General features: G+C 61.8%; 17 protein-coding genes. 6 read left to right on the top strand and 11 right to left on the bottom strand.

The window, feature by feature from the left end:
- Positions 1-9: 9 nt before the first annotated feature.
- The 6 genes from ACWUKX_RS01180 to zwf form a co-directional block, all read right to left on the bottom strand.
- Positions 10-702: an adenylate/guanylate cyclase domain-containing protein gene (locus tag ACWUKX_RS01180; RefSeq protein ID WP_456003083.1), complete on the bottom strand. Its 693-nt coding sequence runs from the start codon at positions 700-702 to the stop codon at positions 10-12.
- On the bottom strand, positions 639-2,744 hold the full coding sequence (locus ACWUKX_RS01185) for a GAF domain-containing protein (RefSeq protein WP_456003085.1): 2,106 nt from the start codon (positions 2,742-2,744) through the stop codon (positions 639-641). Before ACWUKX_RS01185 ends, ACWUKX_RS01180 begins: the two co-directional genes overlap by 64 nt.
- Positions 2,726-4,363 (bottom strand): peptide ABC transporter substrate-binding protein, encoded by a 1,638-nt coding sequence (locus ACWUKX_RS01190; protein WP_456003087.1) that lies wholly within the window; start codon positions 4,361-4,363, stop codon positions 2,726-2,728. Before ACWUKX_RS01190 ends, ACWUKX_RS01185 begins: the two co-directional genes overlap by 19 nt.
- An 868-nt stretch (positions 4,364-5,231) precedes the next feature.
- Complete coding sequence (edd, locus tag ACWUKX_RS01195) at positions 5,232-7,076, bottom strand: phosphogluconate dehydratase (protein ID WP_456003089.1); 1,845 nt, start codon at positions 7,074-7,076, stop codon at positions 5,232-5,234.
- Positions 7,077-7,149: 73 nt separating this feature from the next.
- The gene (gene pgl, locus ACWUKX_RS01200; protein WP_456003091.1) at positions 7,150-7,866 is read right to left on the bottom strand and encodes a 6-phosphogluconolactonase; all 717 of its coding nucleotides are present in this window, start codon (positions 7,864-7,866) and stop codon (positions 7,150-7,152) included.
- Positions 7,848-9,317, bottom strand: coding sequence for a glucose-6-phosphate dehydrogenase (gene zwf, locus ACWUKX_RS01205; RefSeq protein WP_128343173.1), 1,470 nt, complete (start codon positions 9,315-9,317; stop codon positions 7,848-7,850). The genes pgl and zwf overlap by 19 nt, the downstream gene beginning before the upstream one ends.
- Before the next feature lie 307 nt (positions 9,318-9,624).
- On the opposite strand from zwf, the gene ACWUKX_RS01210 reads away from it, so the two are divergent.
- Complete coding sequence (locus ACWUKX_RS01210; protein WP_456004046.1) at positions 9,625-10,371, top strand: SDR family oxidoreductase; 747 nt, start codon at positions 9,625-9,627, stop codon at positions 10,369-10,371.
- Positions 10,372-10,603: 232 nt separating this feature from the next.
- On the opposite strand, the gene ACWUKX_RS01215 is transcribed toward ACWUKX_RS01210, so the two are convergent.
- The 4 genes from ACWUKX_RS01215 to ACWUKX_RS01230 form a co-directional block, all read right to left on the bottom strand.
- Positions 10,604-11,425 (bottom strand): SH3 domain-containing protein, encoded by an 822-nt coding sequence (locus ACWUKX_RS01215; RefSeq protein ID WP_456003093.1) that lies wholly within the window; start codon positions 11,423-11,425, stop codon positions 10,604-10,606.
- Between the two features lie 228 nt (positions 11,426-11,653).
- Positions 11,654-12,940 (bottom strand): NAD(P)/FAD-dependent oxidoreductase, encoded by a 1,287-nt coding sequence (locus ACWUKX_RS01220; RefSeq protein WP_456003095.1) that lies wholly within the window; start codon positions 12,938-12,940, stop codon positions 11,654-11,656.
- A 91-nt stretch (positions 12,941-13,031) separates the two neighbouring features.
- Positions 13,032-13,400, bottom strand: coding sequence for a four helix bundle protein (locus ACWUKX_RS01225; protein WP_456003097.1), 369 nt, complete (start codon positions 13,398-13,400; stop codon positions 13,032-13,034).
- Between the two features lie 40 nt (positions 13,401-13,440).
- Positions 13,441-14,877: a glutamine synthetase family protein gene (locus ACWUKX_RS01230; protein WP_287331115.1), complete on the bottom strand. Its 1,437-nt coding sequence runs from the start codon at positions 14,875-14,877 to the stop codon at positions 13,441-13,443.
- A 149-nt stretch (positions 14,878-15,026) separates the two neighbouring features.
- Here ACWUKX_RS01230 and ACWUKX_RS01235 point away from each other — a divergent pair, with 149 nt between their 5' ends.
- The 5 genes from ACWUKX_RS01235 to ACWUKX_RS01255 all read left to right on the top strand — a co-directional run bounded on the left by ACWUKX_RS01235 (position 15,027) and on the right by ACWUKX_RS01255 (position 19,521).
- Entirely contained in the window at positions 15,027-15,743 is a 717-nt protein-coding gene (locus ACWUKX_RS01235) for an HAD family hydrolase (protein ID WP_456003099.1), read from the top strand.
- 298 nt (positions 15,744-16,041) lie between these two features.
- Positions 16,042-16,923 (top strand): metal ABC transporter substrate-binding protein, encoded by an 882-nt coding sequence (locus tag ACWUKX_RS01240; RefSeq protein ID WP_456004048.1) that lies wholly within the window; start codon positions 16,042-16,044, stop codon positions 16,921-16,923.
- Positions 16,920-17,825, top strand: a complete 906-nt coding sequence (locus ACWUKX_RS01245) for a manganese/iron ABC transporter ATP-binding protein (protein WP_456003101.1) — start codon at positions 16,920-16,922, stop codon at positions 17,823-17,825. Before ACWUKX_RS01240 ends, ACWUKX_RS01245 begins: the two co-directional genes overlap by 4 nt.
- Positions 17,822-18,679, top strand: coding sequence for an iron/manganese ABC transporter permease subunit SitC (gene sitC / locus ACWUKX_RS01250; RefSeq protein WP_095519038.1), 858 nt, complete (start codon positions 17,822-17,824; stop codon positions 18,677-18,679). The genes ACWUKX_RS01245 and sitC overlap by 4 nt, the downstream gene beginning before the upstream one ends.
- On the top strand, positions 18,676-19,521 hold the full coding sequence (locus ACWUKX_RS01255; RefSeq protein ID WP_456003103.1) for a metal ABC transporter permease: 846 nt from the start codon (positions 18,676-18,678) through the stop codon (positions 19,519-19,521). The genes sitC and ACWUKX_RS01255 overlap by 4 nt, the downstream gene beginning before the upstream one ends.
- A 10-nt stretch (positions 19,522-19,531) precedes the next feature.
- Here ACWUKX_RS01255 and ACWUKX_RS01260 read toward each other — a convergent pair whose 3' ends face one another.
- Positions 19,532-19,975, bottom strand: coding sequence for a Fur family transcriptional regulator (locus ACWUKX_RS01260; protein WP_029348428.1), 444 nt, complete (start codon positions 19,973-19,975; stop codon positions 19,532-19,534).
- Between the last annotated feature and the right edge of the window lie 48 nt (positions 19,976-20,023).

The raw sequence follows: 20,023 nt of genomic DNA on the forward strand, positions 1-20,023 counted from the left end.
GTCGAGCGTTCAGGTCCGTAGTTGTGCAATAAATTCTTCGAGCACCTTGATGGCTTCGGCTCGGCCAGCGTCTTTCAGGAAGGGTACGTCGATCTCGACCCGCAATCCTTCCTGGATGTGGCGGAGCACCGGCACGGGAGTCGGTTGATCGCCCCGAATTCCAAGCACACGATATGACCGAACAGGTTCCGAAAAGCCTTTGATGGTCAGCGGCGTCAACTCCTCTGACTCGATGACGTCCTTGACAAGCGCCCAAGTCTCATGCGCCAGCAGAACGCCGCCAAGATCGGCATGTGCCTGAAGGCGCGAGGCGAGATTCACCTCGCCGCCGATGATGGTGTAGTCCATCCGGTCCTCACTGCCGAAATTGCCGACGGTGCAGTAGCCGGTGTTGATTCCGATACGCAGATGGAAGGGCAGTTTATAGCCTGCGTCCACCCACTCTCTCTGCAGTTCTTTCATGCGCCTCTGCATCGCGATCGCCATCCTGACGCAGGTGAGCGCATCTTCTCTGGTGCCTTTCGTCTCGGGGTCGCCGAAGAAGGCGAGGATGGCATCCCCAACATACTTGTCGATGGTTGCGCCGTGCTCCAAGGCAATCTTCGCCATCTCGGTCAGGTACTGATTGAGCAGTTCGGTCAATTCCTCGGACTCGAGTTTGTCCGTCGTCGCGGTAAAGTCGGCAATGTCGGAAAAGAACACGGTGAGTTTCTTTCTCGATGAAGAAATCTCGACGTTCCGTTTGCCCGAGAAGATCGATGAATAAACCTGCGGCGAGAGATACTTGGACAGCTTGCTGGAAAGCGATTCGAGCATGCGGTTCTGTTCGCCGACGCGATGCTCGCTTCCTCTGCCTCGCGCCTGGCAGCCGCCGTTGCAGTGTGAAGTTGAGCGTTTTCCAGCGCGATCGAGGCGAGCTGTCCAAAGCGCTTCAACAACTCGACCTCTTCCTCGCCGAAGTCGAGCGCCGAGGCGTCGTCGTAAGCAATTCCGAGCACGCCAACGACCGTGTCGCCGGACTTGAGCGGCACCCCCATGATCGCCCGAATAGTGATGTCCATTTGCGCTGCGGCAGCGGCCCGTCCCGGCCAGTTCTGATAGTCGGTGATCACGAGGGGCTCGCCAGTATTCCACACCGTGCCGGCTACCCCTTCGTTTATCGCCAGCCTCTGGCCGATATGCGCGGCGTAGACCCCGACTCCGACCTTGCGCTCGAGAGATTCACCGGCCTCGTCAACTAGGTAGACGTAGCCGTGCTCGGTACCCAGCAACTGCGCTGCTCGACTCGTGAGATCCGACAGAAGCTCGGCAAGATCGAGCCTCGCAATCAACCCGAGCGACGTGTCATGCAAGGCGCCCAGATATTCGCTCTGGCGGCGAAACCGTCTGGCGAGGTTCTCCTGCTCTCTGCGGCGGTTCTCGAGGTCTCCAATGTTCGAAGCCAGTTGCACGGTCATGCTGTTGAAGCTGGCAGCGAGCTTGCCGATTTCATCTCCTGACTCGACCTTCGCGCGGGCCGCGAGGTCGCCTCTGCGCACGCGATCGGCGACACCGGTCAGTCGCTGGATCGGTCCGGCGATACTGTCCCGGAATATCAGGCCAAGCAGCAAGCCCGACAAAACGGCTGCTGCCCCGACGGTCAGGATTATTTGTTGCGCACGTTCGAGCTGGTCCCGGCCACCCGCGAGATCGACTTGAAGCCGCTGCTGCTCTTGAGTGGCGACAGCGTCGAGGAGCGCGAGCATGCGCTCTGCGATCGGCACTGCCTTCGTGCGGAACAGATAAAGGTCCTCGCGTGCGTGTTCGCCCTCCACCGCCTCAAACATCCGCGCGGGCAGCTCGAGGAATGCAGTCCGGCTCTTGGCCATTCTATCGATCAATGCAGTCTGGTTAGCCGCAAGCGTGGTGCCCTCTTTCGCGATGTTGGACCAGGCCCCTTCGTTGATGTTAAGGTTGGCTTGATACTCATATTTGAAGCTCTCCCGTCCAGTGGTGACATAGCCGCGCAGCCCAGCGACCATCGCGTAGAAGGAGCTCTGGAACGAGGCCAGGTCGGCCAGGAGCGCCGTATTCGCAGCCGTCGGATCACGGTTCCGCTGGGCCAGCATCATGGCTTTGGCCGACGCCACCACCGTCGCTATGAGCGGGTTGGCGTCGCTCACAAGGATCTTGAGCGCGGGTTCCCTGCGCAGCTGATCGTTACGCAGTTCGAATAGCTGCTCGGACAGTGGTTGCCATTCAGCCAGCAGTTGACCGATTTCTTGCATGCCGAGCTCGGCATTGCTGCGCCCGGCTGGCGACTCGCCCTTTGCGCGCAGGAGACCCGCGAGCTCGCGCATGTCGGCAAGGAAGGCCTCGTTGGCCAGCCGATAGCCATCCCGATAGGATTCGTCGCCAAGTGCCAGATAACCTCGCACCTCGCCCAGCATGCGGAGCAGATTCGCTTGGGCCCGAGCCGATGCAACCGCGCTTGGCGCGCTGAGATCGGTGGTTCTGTTGATGTTGCGAACGGCCGCTATGCTTCCCAGGTAGTTCAACCCGACGACAAGCAGCATTAAAGCGACCAGGATGCCAAAGCCGACCGTAAGCTTGCCGCCAATGTTGAGCTTGCGCAGCGCGGCCGCGACCCAAGCGGTCAGTTTCCCCAAGGGAGCGGTGTACAACTGCCGAATTTGCCCCGACTTCCCGTCCGCTCGGATGCCTTCTGCGTCCCGGCCGCCTCCGATCACTTCTTGCGATGCCACTTCGCTATGTCCCAGGTTTCAGCGTCCCAAGGGGTAGGATCGTAGCCGGCTATGTCATTGCGCAGGCCCGAAGTATAAGCCCATTCGATGAGCGGAATGACCGCGGCATCGGCGATCAGGAGATCGTTCATCGCCATGAACAGCGCGCTCCGTTTCTCCGGATCGACTTCCGTCGCTGACGCTTGGAACAGCGCATCATACTCGGGATTGCAATAGCGGGCCCAATTCGTTCCCGACCAATTGTTTTTCTTCTGTGCTGCTTCTGCGCAGGTCCAGCCGATCATGTAGCTGCCGGGATCGGGGCCCTTGTTGCCGTAAGCGAACTCCTCGAGGTCCGCATAGAAGTGCCGTCTGGTGTTCGTATTGTCGGGCGACGACCCCAGGAAGATGCTGGAATCGATCAGCTTGTTTTCCACCCGGACTCCGATCGAGCCGAAGTCCGCCTCTATGAAGTCCTGGGTCGCCTCCCGCACCGGGTTGATGCTGGTCTGAAACACCAGCGCCAGCGGGACGCCGTCCTTGTCGCGGACGCCGTCGCTATCGGTGTCGCGCCATCCGGCTTCGTCCAGCAGAGCGCGCGCCTTATCGAGATTGAACTCCCATTTCGTGTTCGGCGAGGCGAAGGCGGCCGGTGCGACAAGGAGATTGGCGGTGGCGCGGCCACTCCTGCCGTGCAGTTCGGCAGCTTTCCGGCGGTCAACGGCGGCCGCCAGCGCCTGCCGGACGCGCCTGTCGGTCAGGATTGGATGCGGGAACTCCACGCTCGCGCGTTCGCCGTCGGCGGTTTCCCGTCTGGGATCGGTGAAATTGAGCATGATGCGTTCGACATAAGATCCCCAATACAAATCGACCCTACCAACGCCCTTGGTTTCAAGCCTTCGAAGGTCAGCCTCGCCGACCTGAAGGTTCCACGCGTAGTCGACGATGCCTTCGCTCACTGCGTTTGCAGCAGTTCTGGCGTCGCCACCGCCCTGAAGCGTGGCCTGCTTGAACGCCAGGCTGTCACGATCACGATACTCGGGATTTGGCTCAAAGATGATCTTGACCGTGTTGACGACGTCCTCGCCGATGAGAAGGACGTCCTCCGTCCGGAACTCCTTGAGGCGGTAAGGACCGGTGCCCACCGGGGCGAGGTTTGCCGGAGCGCTGGCGGCATCTTTGTTGTTGTACTGGCCGAATACGTGTTCCGGAATAACCATTCCCTGCACGCCGACGAAGGGCAGCGACCAGGCGGGATTGACGTCCTTGAACGTGACCTTGATGGTCAAGTTGTCCAGCGCCTCCACCTTCGCGACTGATTTGTACGAGCCCGCGCTCGACGAGCCCACGTCCTCGTTCACTATGTATTGGTAGGTGAAAAGGACATCCTTTGCGGTGAACGGCACGCCGTCGGACCACTTGATGCCCGGCCTAAGCTTCCATGTGACCGATCTGCCATCGGGCGCGACCTGGCCGTTCTCAAGCGATGGAATCTCGGCTGCGAGAAAGGGCACCAGCCGGCCCTCTGCGTCAAAGCTGGCCAGCGGCTCGTAGACGATACGGCTTGCCGTTTGATCCTTGATGCCCGGCGCCTGGTGTGGGTTCAGTGTGCTTGGCGCTTGCCACAGCAACAATCTCAACGTATCGCCATCCGGCTCGGTCGGCTGTGCGGGTTGGGGCAAACCGACAACAAGCGCCGCGACTATGAGCAGGAATAACCTGCACATAGCATTGATGCGGGCCAACGATACACCCTCTCGGCTCCGAGACGCTCGCATCCCTTCCTCCCTGCCCCTGTGATCCTGCGGCCGCAGCTCCCCTTCAGACAGTTGGCTATGCGAGGAGATGTTTATCTCCAGTCCACGAAATTGATCCCAATTGCAGCCGCTGGCAAGACTAATCGGTCCGAGACCATGAACCTGCACCTAGGGCTGCATGATGCATGCGCTGAAATCGCTGATCGTTGGGGAGGAGATCACCGCGATACGGAAGCGGCTGGGCGCTCGGAATCTGCAGCCGCTGTTTAGATGCAAGCGGTTGGCCAAGAATGACAGCTCATCGCTCATGCGAGTCCTTGCCTTAACGATGGAATGGTGTCTTCAGGTCGCCGGAGGATTGCTGCGAACGAAGAGCATAAAATCCTTGGGATTAAGCTATTCGGCGGGCGTCGGCCGGACGTCGGGTTCTGGCGCGACTACGACTTCCAGCATGGTCACCCGGCAATGTCTGCTCTCGGGCAGCGCCAAAGCTGGACTCAATGGCCGACATGCGGCGCTAAGCGGCCATTCGCGGTGGGTCATGGCGTGAATTCGGCCGGGCGGACGAGCTTCCGCTTGGGGTCGGACTTTGCCGTTTCTGGAAGACGCAGAAGCGCTCGATCGCGCTGCATCGGCTACGAATGACCGGTCACGAGATAGGCAATAATGACTCAAAGGTAACATAGTGGTCAAAAGGCAAAATTGCGTGGCAATCGACAGCCGGTGTCAGACGGCCACGAGTCGCCCTTTTTCACTGCAGCGCGAATTCTGCCACGTCGTTCCCGAAGGCGCTGGCGCCATGATCGGCGCGGCCGACCATTTGCCGGAACCCAGCGAAAAGCTCGCGGCCGAAGCCGAATTCATTGGCGATAAGATCGCTGTCCGCCGCCCGTCGCAGCGCGAAATCGCCGGCCGGCACCAGCACTTCCAGCGTTCCGGCCTCGGCATCGAGCCTGATGATGTCGCCATCATGGATCCTGGCGATCGGCCCGTCCTCGACCGCCTCCGGCGTCACGTGGATCGCCGCCGGCACCTTGCCGGACGCGCCCGACATGCGGCCGTCGGTGACCAGCGCCACATGCTGGCCACGATCCTGCAGGACGCCGAGCACGGTGGTCAGTTTGTGCAGCTCCGGCATGCCGTTGGCTTTCGGCCCCTGGAAGCGGATGACTGCAATGAAATCGCCGGTCAGCGAGCCGGCCTTGAACGCTTCGTTGAGCCCTTGCTGGCTGTCGAACACCTTGGCCGGCGCCTCGATGATGCGCCGCTCCGGTTTCACCGCCGATGTCTTGATGACGGCGTGGCCGAGATTGCCTGAGAGCATTTTCAATCCGCCCGTCGGCTGGAACGCCTTCCTGAACGGCGCCAGCACCTTCGCGTCGCCGCTTTCGCGCGGCGAGGCCTCGCGCACCACGCCGCCATCGGCGCCGAGCTTGGCTTCGACCGCATAAGGCCGCAGCCCTTCGCCCCAAACCGTCTGGACGTCCTCGTGCAGGATGCCTTCGTCGAGCAGTTCGCGGATCAGGAAGCCGAGCCCGCCGGCCGCATGGAAATGGTTCACGTCGGCAAGGCCGTTCGGATAGACCCGCGCCAGCAGCGGTACGGCTTCCGAAAGGTCCGAAATGTCCTGCCAGCTAATGGCGATGCCGGCCGCAGCTGCCATGGCGATCAGGTGTATGGTGTGATTGGTCGATCCGCCGGTGGCGTGCAGGCCGACGATGCCGTTGACGATCGAGCGTTCATCGATCATCCGGCCCACCGGCGTATAGGCGTTGCCGAGCGCGGTGATTGCCAGCGCCCGCTTCGTCGCCTCCCGGGTCAGCGCGTCGCGCAACGGCGTACCAGGGTTGACGAAGGAGGTGCCGGGCGTATGCAGGCCCATGATCTCCATCAGCATCTGGTTGGAGTTCGCCGTGCCGTAGAAGGTGCAGGTTCCCGGCCCGTGATAGGATTTGGACTCGGCCTCGAGCAGTTCGGCCCTTCCCGCCTTGCCTTCGGCGTAGAGCTGGCGGACCTTGGCCTTCTCGTCGTTGGGCAGCCCCGTCGTCATCGGCCCGGCCGGGATGAAGACCGCCGGCAGATGGCCAAAGGTCAGCGCCGCGATCACCAGCCCCGGCACGATCTTGTCGCAGACGCCTAGATAGACGGCGGCGTCGAACATGTTGTGCGACAGGCCGATCGCCGCGGCCATGGCGATCACGTCGCGTGAGAACAACGACAGCTCCATACCGGGCTGGCCCTGCGTGACGCCGTCGCACATCGCCGGCACGCCGCCGGCGACCTGGGCAATGCCGCCGGCCTCGCGTGCCGCGTCCTTGATCAGCGCGGGAAATGTCTCGAAAGGCTGATGCGCCGACAGCATGTCGTTATAGGAGGTTATGATGCCGAGGTTCGGCACCCGGTCGCCGCCAAGTGCCACCTTTTCCGAAGGGCCGCAGACGGCAAAGCCATGGGCGAGGTTGCCGCAGGACAGCACGGCCCGGTTGGCGGTGCGGTGCGATGCTTCGGCGATACGGCCGAGATAGGCCTCGCGCCCTGGTCTGGAACGTTGGCGGATGCGCTCGGTGATGGCTTCGATGTCGCGTCTCGCGGTCATGGTGTCTGTCCTTTCAGGCGAGGTCCCGCAGACACCGTCCGGCTATCTGCCGGGACCCCTCGGCAAGTTGAAATCAGGGTGCCCAGAAAACCTCTACGGGCCTCTCGGCTGTGTCGAGCACGGCACGAATGGGTTTTCGCGTTTCCGATCCAATCGCGCTCTCGAATGCGTTGCGCTTGTCTTCGCCTTCGATGTGCAGTGCGACGAAGCCGGCCCTGACGATCCGCGCCAGCGACAGCGTCAGGCGCGGTTCGCCGGCGCTTGCCGCGTGGACCGGGAACACCACCCTTTCCGAGGACGGGTCGAGCAGTTTTTCCAGATTGTCGGCGTCCGGAAAGAACGATGCGGTATGGCCATCGGTTCCCATGCCAAGCACGACCACATCGAGCGGCCAGGGCAGCGACCGCAACATCCTGCTGTCAGCCTCCCACGTATCCTCGATGCTTGCTGCCTCGTGGTAGAGCGGCACGAAACGTGCGGCTGCGGCCGCGTTTTGCAAAAGATTGGCGGCGACCAGCCCGGCGTTGGAGCGCGGAGACGAGGCCGGCACACAACGCTCGTCGACCAGCGTCACGGTGATCTTGTTCCAGGCGATCGGGATATTCGAAAGCGATGCTAAAAATTTCGCCGGCGTCGTGCCGCCCGAAACGGCGAGCAGTGCCGTGCCGCGCTCTGCGATTGCATTGGTAAGGCGGCCTGCGACGTGGCCGGCAAGTGCTGCCGCCAGGTCCTGGCGTTCGGCAAACGCGTGCCAGCTGTAGGCGGCGCCGTTCAATTGCTCTCGTGCCATGTCCGCCCGTCGCGTTCGATCAGCGCAATCGAGGCCGAGGGACCCCATGTGCCGGCCGTATAGCCCTGCGCCTCTTGCCTTGCGCTTTCCCATGCGTCCTGGATCGGGTCGATCCACTTCCACGCCGCCTCGACCTCGTCGCGGCGCATGAACAGCGTCTGGTTGCCACGGATGACGTCCATGATCAGCCGTTCATAGGCATCGGGGGCGCGGCCGTCGAAGGATTGCGCAAAACTCATGTCGAGCGGAATCTGCCGCAGCCGCATGCCGCCAGGCCCCGGATCCTTGATCATGATGAACTGCTTGACGCCTTCGTCGGGCTGCAGCCGGATGACCAGCTGGTTGGCGGAGATCGGCCCGGCGCTTTCGCCGAAGATCGAATGCGGAATTGGCCTGAATTCGATGACGATCTCCGAGACGCGGGTCGCCAGCCGCTTGCCCGTCCTGAGGTAGAACGGCACGCCCGCCCAGCGCCAGTTGCCGATTTCGGCCTTTAGCGCAACGAATGTCTCGGTGTTGCTGTTCCTGCCGAGCTCTTCGACATAGCCTTTCACCGGCCCGCCGGCCGAGGCCCCGGCACGGTATTGGCCGCGCACCGTGTGCTTGGGGGCTTCGTTGCCGTTGATGCGTTTCAGCGCCCGCAGCACCTTCAGCTTCTCGTCGCGCACCGCATCGGCATCCATCGACGACGGCGCCTCCATCGCGACGAGGCAGAGGAGCTGCAGCATGTGGTTCTGCACCATGTCGCGCAGCGCGCCGGCCTTGTCGTAGTAGGTGACGCGATCTTCGAGGCCGACGGTCTCGGCCACGGTGATCTGCACATGATCGACATTGGCGGAATTCCACAGCGGCTCGTAGAGCGCGTTGGCAAAGCGCAACGCCATCAGGTTCTGCACCGTCTCCTTGCCGAGATAGTGGTCGATGCGGAAAATCTGGCTTTCATGGAAATCATCGCCGACCAGATCGTTGAGCTCGCGCGCCGAGGCGAGATCGCGCCCGATCGGCTTCTCCAGCACGATGCGCGAGTTCGGCGTGATCAAACCGTTCTCTTTCAGCTTGTGCGAGATGTCGCCGAACAGCGCCGGCGCCACCGCCAGATAGAAAGCGCGGATGCATTCGCTGTCGCCGATCGCCGTCTTCAATTTGTCGAAGCCCGCGCCATTGGTCGCGTCGGCCGAGACATAGGAAAGCCGGGCAAGAAACGTCTTCAGCTCCGTGGCATCGATATCGGCCGGTTTCACATGGTCGGAAATCGCCTGCCTGGCGAAAGCCTGGAATTCCTCATCGGTCATTTTCGAGCGCGACGTGCCGATGATGCGCGTCGGTTCGGAAAATTGATGGCCGCGCTGGCGATGATAGAGCGACGGCAAAAGCTTGCGTTCCGACAGATCGCCGGTGCCGCCGAAAATGATGAAGTCGAAAGGCTCGACGGGAATGATCTGGCTGGTCATGGTCTGTCCGCTTTAACGCCGGTCGCTGTGACGCGGTCGATATAATCTAATCGATTTAGATTTTCCAGTGCCACGACGTCACATCCCAAGGTCAATGGGTTTTTGCCGATTGGCCTTGAGGTATGCTCTTGACACTGGCGCAACCCGGCGGCTTGTCGGCGAGGTGTTCCGGGTGGCCTTCGCAGTTGCAGCATAGAGCGGGATCGAAGCGAAAGCCAAAGGAGAAATCGAGCGTGTATACTGATCTTTCGGCGGCCATCGCCGGCGGCTGCCCGAGCGATCGTCTTCAATCATGAGTGCAAAAGTCATGCGCCTGGAAAACAAAGTTGCCATCATTACCGGTGCCGCGTCAGGTTTCGGCGAGGGTATCGCCAAGCGCTTTGCCGAGGAGGGCGCCAAGGTCGTTATCGCCGACCTCAACGCCAAGGGCGCCGAACGCGTCGCCAACGAGGTCGGCCGGGCGGCGATCTGGACCCAGACGGACGTCTCGTTGCGTTCCGAGTTCGACGAGATGGTCGATGCCGCAAAGAGCGCCTTCGGCCGCATCGACATCATGGTCAACAATGCCGGCTACACCCATCGCAACGGTGATATGCTCGAGGTCGACGAGACGACCTTCGACCTGATCACGGCCGTCAATATGAAGGCGATCTACCACGCCGCTCTGGCGGTTGTGCCGGTCATGGACCGGCAAGGCGGCGGCGTCATCCTGACCACGGCCTCGACGGCCGGCATCAGGCCGCGGCCCGGCCTCACCTGGTACAATGCATCGAAGGGCTGGGCGATCACCGCGACCAAGTCCATGGCGGTGGAACTCGCGCCGAAGAACATCCGCGTCAACTGCCTCTGCCCCGTCGCCGGCGAGACCGGCATGCTGGAAAAATTCATGGGCGCCGACACACCCGAAATCCGCGAGAAATTCCGCGCGTCCATCCCGCTTGGCCGGCTTTCGACGCCGCTCGACATAGCCAACGCGGCGCTCTGGCTGGCTTCGGACGAGGCGGCTTTTATCACTGGCGTGGCGCTGGAAGTCGACGGTGGACGTTGCGTCTGAGCCGTCCGGCCCTGTCGGTTTCAAGTTTGACTTGACGGTTCATCGCCCTCGCTGGACGCGGCGGCCGACTGTATTACAGAAGCCATCCGAGCCGTGCTGCGACGACGAGGGATCGCCTGACCAGCCCTAATGCATGTCGCGCAAAAGTGCGCAGCGGTTTTGCGATAACGACATGCATAAAAACGAGAACTTAAAGCGCGTCGCCTGAATCCAATTCAAAACGCGACGCGCTTTAGGCGCCGGTCTTGACAAAGCTCTTGTAGATCCAGCCGCGTTTGCCGTTGTAGACGATCTGGCACCATTTCTTGCAGCCCATCACCTGAACAGAGGTCTTGGCGGGAACGGTGACTATAGCGGCCGCATTGTTCTTCGGGCCGGTGCGCATGGTGACGGCCCTGAGGATGCGTCCGGTGTCTGCCGCGCTCGCTTTCTTGGCCTCGACTTTGGCCTGGGTGCCATCGTTCTGTGTCGCCGCCGGCTCTCCCGGCTTCGGGTTGGGAATGGCGGCGGTTGGCGCGCCGTCCGTCGCCGTCTCGTTGGGAGCAGCAACTTTGGCAAGCAATGCTGCCACTTTGGTTTTCGCTGCCGGATCGTCGAATGCCGCCGCAGTGGACGGCTTGTCTGCCGTTTGTTCAGCCTGGCCTGCCATCTGGCGGGATGTGGATCCCGATCCTGTCCAGCGAGGATCATTGGGCGCCAGCGCCGTTATCTCGGCCTTCGCCGCAACCACCACCGGCGAAACCGCATCGGTCTTGCTCGCAGCCTGCTGCAGCGCGGCGACCTTCGAGGCCGCGGCCGGCACGATCCTTGTTGTTTTTACCGGAATGCTTGAAACGATCTGCTCGGGACTCGCGACCGCTTGTCTCTCGTTGGCCGGCAATGCCAGCCATAGCGCCACCGCGGCCACGCCAAGCAGCGCTGCTGTGCCAAACGCGGCGATGACCAGATGCAAGTTCGACCGGATTTGCTGCCAGAACCTGGGCCGCACGTCGTAGCCAAACTGCATCGCAAAGCGCCGTCGTTCCGGCGCGCCGAAACTGAAGGGCTCTCTCACTCTTGCAACCTCCATTTGCGGGCCGACGTTCTTACGACCTGTGCCGGGAAAACCGGCATTCGGTCGGCATCGGTCCCAAACCAACGCGGGCAGGCCCGCAAATCCCCGTTCAACTGCCCTGAGCGGGCATCCTTTGCCGGCGATTGTGGCATCACTGCGCCCTTGCCGGGCGGATTCTGCACCTTTGCGCTAGATTCTGCAACTTGGAAGGGATTTTGCAATCTATGGTTATATCCTGTCCCTCAAGGCATACCAGTTGAGCGCAAGAAAGAGCAGAGGCGCGCGGAAGCGTCGACCACCGGGAAAGGCCGGGATGTTCAGGTCCTCGATCAGCCTCAGCCGGTCCCGGTTGCCGGTAACGGTTTCGGCATAGAGCTTGCCGAAAAAGTTCGACAGCATGACGCCGTGACCGGAATAGCCGCCGACAGAAATCACATTGGGCATCACCTCGCGCACGAAGGGTTTTCTCGGCATCGTGATGCCGACATAGCCGCCCCAGCCGTGAGTGATCTCGACGGCCTTCAGCGCTGGGTAAAGCTCGGCGATCTGCCGGCGGATGTGGACATGGATGTCTTTCGGATCGTTGACGGCATAGATCTCGCGCCCGCCGAACAGCAGCCGCCCATCCGTCGATTTGCGGAAGTAGCGCACGACGAAGCGGGAATCATCGACCGCCTCACCGCCCGGCAGCACGTTTGTGTCAGCCCCCAGCGGCACCGTCGCGCCGATGAAGGAGCCGATCGGCATGATGTGCGCGGCACTGATCGGCTCGAGCGTGCCGCCATGGGCGTTGACGCCGATCAGACATTTCTCGGCTGATATCGTGCCTTTCGGCGTCGTGACCCTGACCTTGCCGCCAAGCGACGCGATGCCGGTCGCCGGCGTCTGCTCGAACAGCTGCGCGCCCGCCTGCGCCGCCACCTTTGCCGTGCCGATCACCAGCTTCAGCGGATGGATATGCCCGGTGCCGGTGTCGCGGGTGCCGCCGAAATAGCGCGTCGAGCCCAACCGCTCCGCCGTCTCCTTCGCGTCCATGAAGGCGATGTGCGGATAGCCGAAGCGGTTCGCCATGATCTCGGCATGCGCCTTGTAATCGTCGACATAGCGCTTCTTATGCGCCACCGACATCTGGCCGGGCATGTAGTCGATCTCGATCTTGTTGACGGCGGCGAATTCGAGGAGATGCGACTTGGCCTCTTCGGCGAGGTCGAACAGCGCCTTGGCGCGGGAAAAGCCGTATTCCGCTTCGAGCTCCTCGGCCCAGGCGCGCTGACCGGTGCCGAGCTGGCCGCCATTGCGGCCCGATGCGCCGTCGCCGAAACGATGCGCTTCGATCAGCACGACATTGCTGCCGGCCTTGGCAAGGTGCGCCGCCGCCGACAGGCCGGTGAAGCCGCCGCCGACGATGACGACGTCGCATGTCCGGTCGCCGTCGAGCTCCGGGTATTCGGGCCGTGGGCCGGCCGTGTCCTCATACCAGGAGCGGCCGGGGGAGATTGGGGATTGGTAGGGCATGATGACCGAGTGGGCAGTAGGGCAGTAGGGCAGTAGGGCAGTAGGGCAGTAGGGCAGTAGGGCAGTAGGGCAGTAGGGCAGTAGGGTGTGTCTATTCAGGCGATAGTTTGCGGATCAGAAGCCGCAGCAATTTCCCGATGCTCTCGCTGCGAGTCATCAACGAGTCGACTGTCTCGCGAGGGGCCATTCCAACCCTTTGTGCAATGAGAAGGTGCGTTTCCAGCTCTTTGAGTGACCCTTGTGCGATTCTAAGAAATTGCTGATAGGAAGCTCGGCTCTCCCGGCCGTAGCCCTCGGCGATGTTGGCCGGCACGGAGGTTGCCGCCCGACGCACCTGAGTCGTCAACCCATAGAGCTCATCCTTCGGCCAAGATCTTGTTGCCTCGTAGATTGAAACTGCCAGGTCCATCCCCTGCTGCCAGACGACCAGATCTCTGTATGAATCAATCCTCGCCGTCATCCCCTATTCCCCTACTGCCTTACTGCCCTATTCCCCTACACTAGACATTCAACAGCAGATACTCCCGCTCCCACGGGCTGATCACTTCCATGAAGGTCTCGAATTCCGCCCGCTTGATCGCCGCATAGGTCGCGGCAAACGACTTGCCGAGCAGCGCGCAGAGTTCCTCGTCGGCTTCGAACAGGTCGACAGCCTCGAGCAGGCTCCGCGGCAGGTCGATCTCTGCCTCGTTGGCGGTGGTGAGAACCGGCGGTTCGGCCTTGATCTTGTTGGTCATGCCGATCAGCCCGCAGGCGAGCGATGCAGCCAGCGCCAGATAGGGATTGGCGTCGGAGGAAGGGATGCGGTTCTCGACGCGCCTGGCTGCCGGGTCGGATCGCGGGACGCGGAAGGCGGTGGTGCGGTTGTCGTAGCCCCATTTGTTGTTGACCGGTGCCGAAGCCGACTGCGTCAGCCGGCGGTAGGAATTGACATAGGGCGCGAACATCACCAGCGCGTTCGGCACATGTTTCTGCATGCCGCCGAGGAAATGGAAGAAGGCTTCGGTTTCCGAGCCGTCCTCGGCCGAAAAGACGTTCCTGCCGGTCTTCTTGTCGATGATCGACTGGTGGATATGCATGGCCGACCCGGGCTGCCCCTGGATCGGCTTGGCCATGAAGGTGGCGTAGATCTCATGCTTCAGCGCCGCCTCGCGGATGGTGCGCTTGAACATGAACACTTGGTCGGCGAGTTCGATCGGATCGCCATGGCGCAGATTGATCTCGAGCTGGCCGGCGCCTTCCTCGTGGATCAGCGTATCGATCTCCAGGCCCTGGCTTTCGGAGAAATGGTAGATGTCGTCGATCAGCTCGTCGAACTCGTTGACGCCGGCGATCGAATAGCCGGCGCCCCCGCCGATCGCCCGTCCCGAACGCCCGACCGGCGGCGTCAGCGGGTAGTCCGGATCGGGATTCTTGCGCACGAGGTAGAACTCGATCTCGGGCGCCACCACCGGCTTCAGCCCGCGCTTGCCGTAAGCGTCAAGCACACGCTTCAGCACGTTGCGCGGCGTGAACTCGACCGAGCGACCGTCCTGGTGGACGAGGTCGCAGATGACCGCCGCCGTCGGGTCCTCTTCCCACGGCACCACGGTCAGTGTCGACAGGTCCGGCATCAGCTTGAGGTCGCCGTCGTCCTCCGGATAGTGAAAGCCGTTGCCGTCTTCCGGGTAGCCGCCGGAGATCGTCGTCATGAACACCGCCGAAGGCAGCGCCAGCGAGGTGTTGGAGGTAAACTTCTTGGACGGCATCATCTTGCCGCGCGCAACTCCGGCCTGGTCGGGCGTGATGCATTCGATATCCTCGATGCCGCGCCACGCCAGCCAGGCGCCGACTTCCTTCCAGTTCTTCACACCACGTTGATTTTTCACGAAGGCAGGCGTGCGGATACGTCCTCCGCGGCTCGACGGACGGACTTCCTTTTTTGCAGGCGGCATCATTCACCAGATTGGGTTGCGGATTTGGGATTATAGCCGGGGCCGGCGAGGGAAGGGAAGGGGAGCGCGGTTGCGTTCGCCTGCGCAGTTGAAAACTGCTCTGGGCGGCTTAGGTTCGACGCAAGTTCAATGACCTCGGTTGAAGACGTCGAATGCAGAACAATCATGAATTGACCACGATCGGCTTCGATGCCGACGACACGCTCTGGCAGAACGAGCAGTTCTTCCGCATGACCGAAAAGCGCTTTGCCGCGCTGCTCGCCGATCATGCCGAGCAGGAGCACATCTCGGCAAGATTGCTGGAGGCCGAGAAGCGCAACCTCGCCGTCTACGGCTTCGGCATCAAGGGGTTTACCCTGTCAATGATCGAAACGGCAATCGAGATTACCGAGGGTCGCGCGCCGGCCTCGGTCATCGCCGAGATTCTTGCCGCGGGCCGCGAGATGCTTGGCCATCCGATCGAGGCGCTGCCTCATGCGCGCGAAACCGTGGAAAAGCTGGCAGATGCGTATCGCCTGGTGTTGATCACCAAGGGCGACCTCTTCGATCAGGAACGCAAGCTGGCGCAATCGGGCCTGGGTGACCTTTTCGATGTCGTCGAGATCGTCAGCGACAAGAGCCCCGCCACTTATATCAATATCTTCAGCCGCCACGGTGATGGCGCCGAAAGAAGCATGATGGTCGGCAATTCGCTCAAGTCGGACGTGGTGCCGGCGATCGAGGCCGGCAGTTGGGGTATCCACGTGCCGCATGAGCTGACCTGGGCGCTGGAACATGTCGAGCCGCCGATCACCGCGCCTCGTTTCCGCCAGATTGCCGATCTCTCGGAATTGCCCCGGCTGATCGAAAGCATCGGGAAAGCCGGCTGATCGCGTGTCGGTGTCGAACCGGACGTGTGCTGCAGCGCATCGACGCCGGACATCAGCGTGTCGCAGTCCTTGTTGTCCGCTCCGTCATAGGGCCGCGCTGTAGCCGACGCCAAATCGCGCGGCCGCACACAATCCACGACGTTAAGCCGTTTTCTACTTGCAAATCAGTCGCAATTGCAGAATATGCGAAAAGCGCGCGCCGCAGTCGCACAATTGGCGGCCAGCGGCGAGACATTAAGGATCGCGACAGGAGAAATTGATGTTCGAGAGATACGGACGACGGGTTGTCGTTGGCTTGATGGCTGCGGTTTTCGCTGCGGCGGTGGCTTCAAGCCCAGCGAAAGCCCAGGAAAAATTCAAGGCGGTGACGACCTTCACCGTCATCGCCGACATGGCGAAGAACGTGGCGGGCGATGCAGCAATCGTGGAATCGATCACCAAGCCTGGAGCGGAGATCCACAATTACGCGCCGACGCCGGGCGATATTCAGCGGGCGCAAGGTGCACAGCTCATTCTGTGGAACGGCCTCAACCTCGAACTCTGGTTCGAAAAATTTTTCCAGAACCTCAGCGATGTGCCCGGCGCTATTGTCTCCGAGGGCGTCCAGCCGATGAGCATCGCCGAGGGACCCTATACGGGCAAACCGAACCCGCATGCCTGGATGTCGCCGACAAACGCGCTGATCTACGTCGACAACATCCGCGACGCCTTCGTCGCGCACGATCCGGCGCATGCCGAGACCTACAAGGCCAATGCAGAAGCCTACAAGGCAAAGATAGAGGCGGCCGTCGCGCCGATCCGCGATAAGCTTGCCTCGATCCCGCAGGACAGGCGCTGGCTGGTGTCGAGCGAAGGCGCTTTCTCCTACCTCGCACGCGATTTCGGGCTGAAGGAGCTTTATTTGTGGCCGATCAACGCTGACCAGCAAGGCACCCCCCAGCAGGTTCGCAAGGTGATCGACGCCGTCAGGGAAAACAAGATCGTCGCCGTCTTCAGCGAAAGCACCGTGTCGGACAAGCCGGCCCGGCAGGTCGCGCGTGAGACAGGAGTGCATTACGGCGGCGTGCTCTACGTCGATTCTCTCAGCGAGGCGGACGGCCTGGTGCCGACCTATATCGACCTGCTGCGTGTGACATCGGATACGGTTCAGAAAGGCCTCGCCGCAGGGCTGTCGCAATGAACGAAGCCGTTCCGCCTCTTGCCCCCGCGTCCGAAGATGCGGGAGGCGGTCTCGCCGTCCGCGGCGCGACTGTCACCTACCGCAACGGCCACACGGCGCTGCGGGATGCGAGCTTTGAAATTCCGACAGGCACGATCACGGCACTTGTCGGTGTCAACGGCTCGGGCAAGTCGACGCTGTTCAAAGCCATCATGGGCTTCGTGCGGGTGGCAAAGGGAGAGATTATTGTTCTCGGACAGCCGGCCGCGGCCGCGCTGAGGAAGAACGTCGTCGCCTATGTGCCGCAGGCCGAGGAGGTCGACTGGAACTTTCCAGTACTGGTCGAGGACGTCGTCATGATGGGTCGCTACGGCCATATGGGCATGATGCGCCTTCCGAAGGCGGCTGATCGCGAGGCGGTTACGGCCGCGCTTGCGCGTGTCGGCATGAGCGATTTCCGCAAGCGCCAGATCGGCGAGCTTTCGGGCGGGCAGAAAAAGCGCGTCTTTCTCGCTCGGGCGCTGGCGCAGGACGGGCGCGTCATCCTGCTCGACGAGCCCTTCACCGGCGTCGACGTCAGGACCGAGGACGCTATCATCGAACTGCTGCGCGCGCTCCGGCACGAAGGCCGAGTGATGCTGGTCTCGACGCATAATCTGGGTAGCGTGCCGGAGTTCTGCGACCGTGCCGTGCTGCTCCGGAATACGGTCCTTGCCTACGGGCCGACAGGCCAGACCTTCACGCAGGCGAACCTGGAAAAGGCTTTCGGTGGCGTCTTGCGTCATTTCGTGCTGGGCGGCGCCGGGCTGCATGAGGACGACGACAGGCGCCGCCTTGCCGTCATCACCGACGACGAACGGCCACTGGTCTTCTACGGAGAGAACGGAGCCATGCAGCAAAAGATGCGGGAACCGGACAAATGAGTGTCCTGCTCGAGCCGTTCGGCTACGAATATATGCTCAATGCCATGTGGGTGTCCGCCTTGGTCGGCGGTGTCTGCGCCTTCCTGTCCTGCTATCTGATGCTAAAAGGCTGGTCGCTGATCGGTGACGCGCTCTCGCATTCGATCGTGCCGGGCGTCGCTGGCGCCTATATGCTGGGCCTTCCCTTCTCGATCGGCGCCTTCTTCTCCGGCGGGCTAGCCGCTGCCGCGATGCTCTTCCTCAACCAGCGCACCAAGCTGAAGGAAGACGCCATCATCGGCCTGATCTTCTCCTCCTTCTTCGGCCTCGGCTTGTTCATGGTGTCGCTGTCACCGACCTCCGTGAATATTCAGACGATCGTGCTCGGCAACATCTTGGCCATCACCCCGGAAGACACGCTTCAGCTCGCCATCATAGGCTTCGTCTCGCTCGCCATCCTGCTGGTGAAATGGAAGGATCTGATGGTGGTTTTCTTCGACGAGAGCCATGCCCGCTCGATCGGCCTCAACCCGAGCGCGCTCAAGATCATGTTCTTCATGCTGCTATCGGCCTCCACGGTCGCCGCGCTTCAGACCGTCGGCGCCTTCCTCGTCATCTGCATGGTGGTGACTCCCGGCGCGACCGCCTATCTTCTGACGGACCGCTTTCCGCGCCTGCTCGTCATCGCGGTCGTCATCGGCGCGGCCACGAGTTTCAGCGGCGCCTATGCCAGTTATTTCCTCGACGGCGCCACCGGCGGCATCATAGTCGTGTTGCAGACGCTGATCTTTCTCGCCGCCTTCTTCTTCGCTCCCAAGCATGGAATGCTGGCAGCCCGCCGCCGCTCGGCGCGGGCCTTGGAGGCCAGCCTATGAACATCCTCGATACGCTGCTTAGCCCCTTCCAGTTCGACTTCATGGTCAATGCCCTGATTGTTTCGGTTCTGGTCGCTATGCCGACGGCGCTGCTCTCCTGCTTTCTCGTTCTCAAGGGCTGGTCGCTGATGGGCGACGCCATCAGCCACGCCGTCTTTCCCGGCGTGGTCATCGCCTACATTGTCGGATTCCCCTATTCGATCGGCGCCTTCGCCGCCGGAATGGTCTGCGCTCTCGCCACCGGCTTCCTCAAGGACAACAGCCGCATCAAACAGGACACGATAATGGGCATCGTCTTCTCCGGCATGTTCGGTCTCGGCCTGGTGCTCTATGTAAAGGTCCAGTCCGACGTGCATCTCGACCACATATTGTTCGGCGATGTGCTGGGCATCGGCTTGCGCGACATCGTCGAAACGGGGCTCATTGCTGCGATCACGGCCGGCATCATCGGGATCAAGTGGCGCGACTTCCTGCTGCACGCCTTCGACCCGGCTCAGGCTCGCGCGGTTGGTCTTCGGGTCAATCTGCTCCACTACGGCCTGCTTTGCCTGATCTCGCTCACTATCGTCGGCGCGCTGAAGGCGGTCGGCATCATCATGGCCATCGCCATGCTGATCGCGCCTGGCGCCATCGCCTTCCTGCTCACAAGGAAGTTTAGCGCCATGCTGATCCTGTCGGTCGCGATCGCGGTCGCCGCGTCGTTTCTCGGCGTCTATCTGTCCTTCTTCATCGACAGCGCACCGGCGCCGACCATCGTTCTCATGCTGTCCGCCGCCTTCATCGCGGCCTTCGCCGTCACCACACTTAGAGTGGGCCGAATGGAGATTGGCGAGGAACGCTAGAAACGGGCGGTCATTCTCCGGATTGACGAGAGCGTCGCGTTTTCTGGATCGGCTTCACGTAGATCTCCAGTCTGTGGCTGATTATCGTGAATCCGTGCTGTCGAGCGATTTCCTCTTGGAGCCGCTCGATCTCCGACGACTGGAATTCGACGACGTCTCCCGTCTCGATATTGATGAGATGATCGTGATGCTCACGGGGGACGGTTTCGTATCTGGCGCGCCGATCGCCAAAGGTGTGCCGCTCCAGAATGCCCTTTTCGCGCAGAAGGCTGACGGTGCGATAGACAGTGGCGAGCGCGATCGTCGGCTCGATGGCGACAACACGGCGATGGAGTTCCACCACATCCGGATGGTCGCTGGATTCGGATAGAACGCGCATGATGACGCGGCGCGGACCGGTGATGCGCAGTCCGAGTTTCCTGCAAAGCGCGGCGATGGTCTGTTCTGAGGACATGTCGTGATCCGCCGATATCGACAGCCATGTCGCGAAGTCGGAACATGC

This window comes from Mesorhizobium sp. f-mel (assembly GCF_053850215.1).

Coding starts and splice junctions, on each gene's coding strand:
- edd (WP_456003089.1), bottom strand. CDS start 7,076: ATGACCGCGAGACGCGACATCGAAGCCATCACCGAGCGCATCCGCCAA.
- pgl (WP_456003091.1), bottom strand. CDS start 7,866: ATGGCACGAGAGCAATTGAACGGCGCCGCCTACAGCTGGCACGCGTTT.
- zwf (WP_128343173.1), bottom strand. CDS start 9,317: ATGACCAGCCAGATCATTCCCGTCGAGCCTTTCGACTTCATCATTTTC.
- ACWUKX_RS01210 (WP_456004046.1), top strand. CDS start 9,625: ATGCGCCTGGAAAACAAAGTTGCCATCATTACCGGTGCCGCGTCAGGT.
- ACWUKX_RS01220 (WP_456003095.1), bottom strand. CDS start 12,940: ATGCCCTACCAATCCCCAATCTCCCCCGGCCGCTCCTGGTATGAGGAC.
- ACWUKX_RS01225 (WP_456003097.1), bottom strand. CDS start 13,400: ATGACGGCGAGGATTGATTCATACAGAGATCTGGTCGTCTGGCAGCAG.
- ACWUKX_RS01230 (WP_287331115.1), bottom strand. CDS start 14,877: ATGATGCCGCCTGCAAAAAAGGAAGTCCGTCCGTCGAGCCGCGGAGGA.
- ACWUKX_RS01235 (WP_456003099.1), top strand. CDS start 15,027: ATGCAGAACAATCATGAATTGACCACGATCGGCTTCGATGCCGACGAC.
- ACWUKX_RS01240 (WP_456004048.1), top strand. CDS start 16,042: ATGGCTGCGGTTTTCGCTGCGGCGGTGGCTTCAAGCCCAGCGAAAGCC.
- ACWUKX_RS01245 (WP_456003101.1), top strand. CDS start 16,920: ATGAACGAAGCCGTTCCGCCTCTTGCCCCCGCGTCCGAAGATGCGGGA.
- sitC (WP_095519038.1), top strand. CDS start 17,822: ATGAGTGTCCTGCTCGAGCCGTTCGGCTACGAATATATGCTCAATGCC.
- ACWUKX_RS01255 (WP_456003103.1), top strand. CDS start 18,676: ATGAACATCCTCGATACGCTGCTTAGCCCCTTCCAGTTCGACTTCATG.
- ACWUKX_RS01260 (WP_029348428.1), bottom strand. CDS start 19,975: ATGTCCTCAGAACAGACCATCGCCGCGCTTTGCAGGAAACTCGGACTG.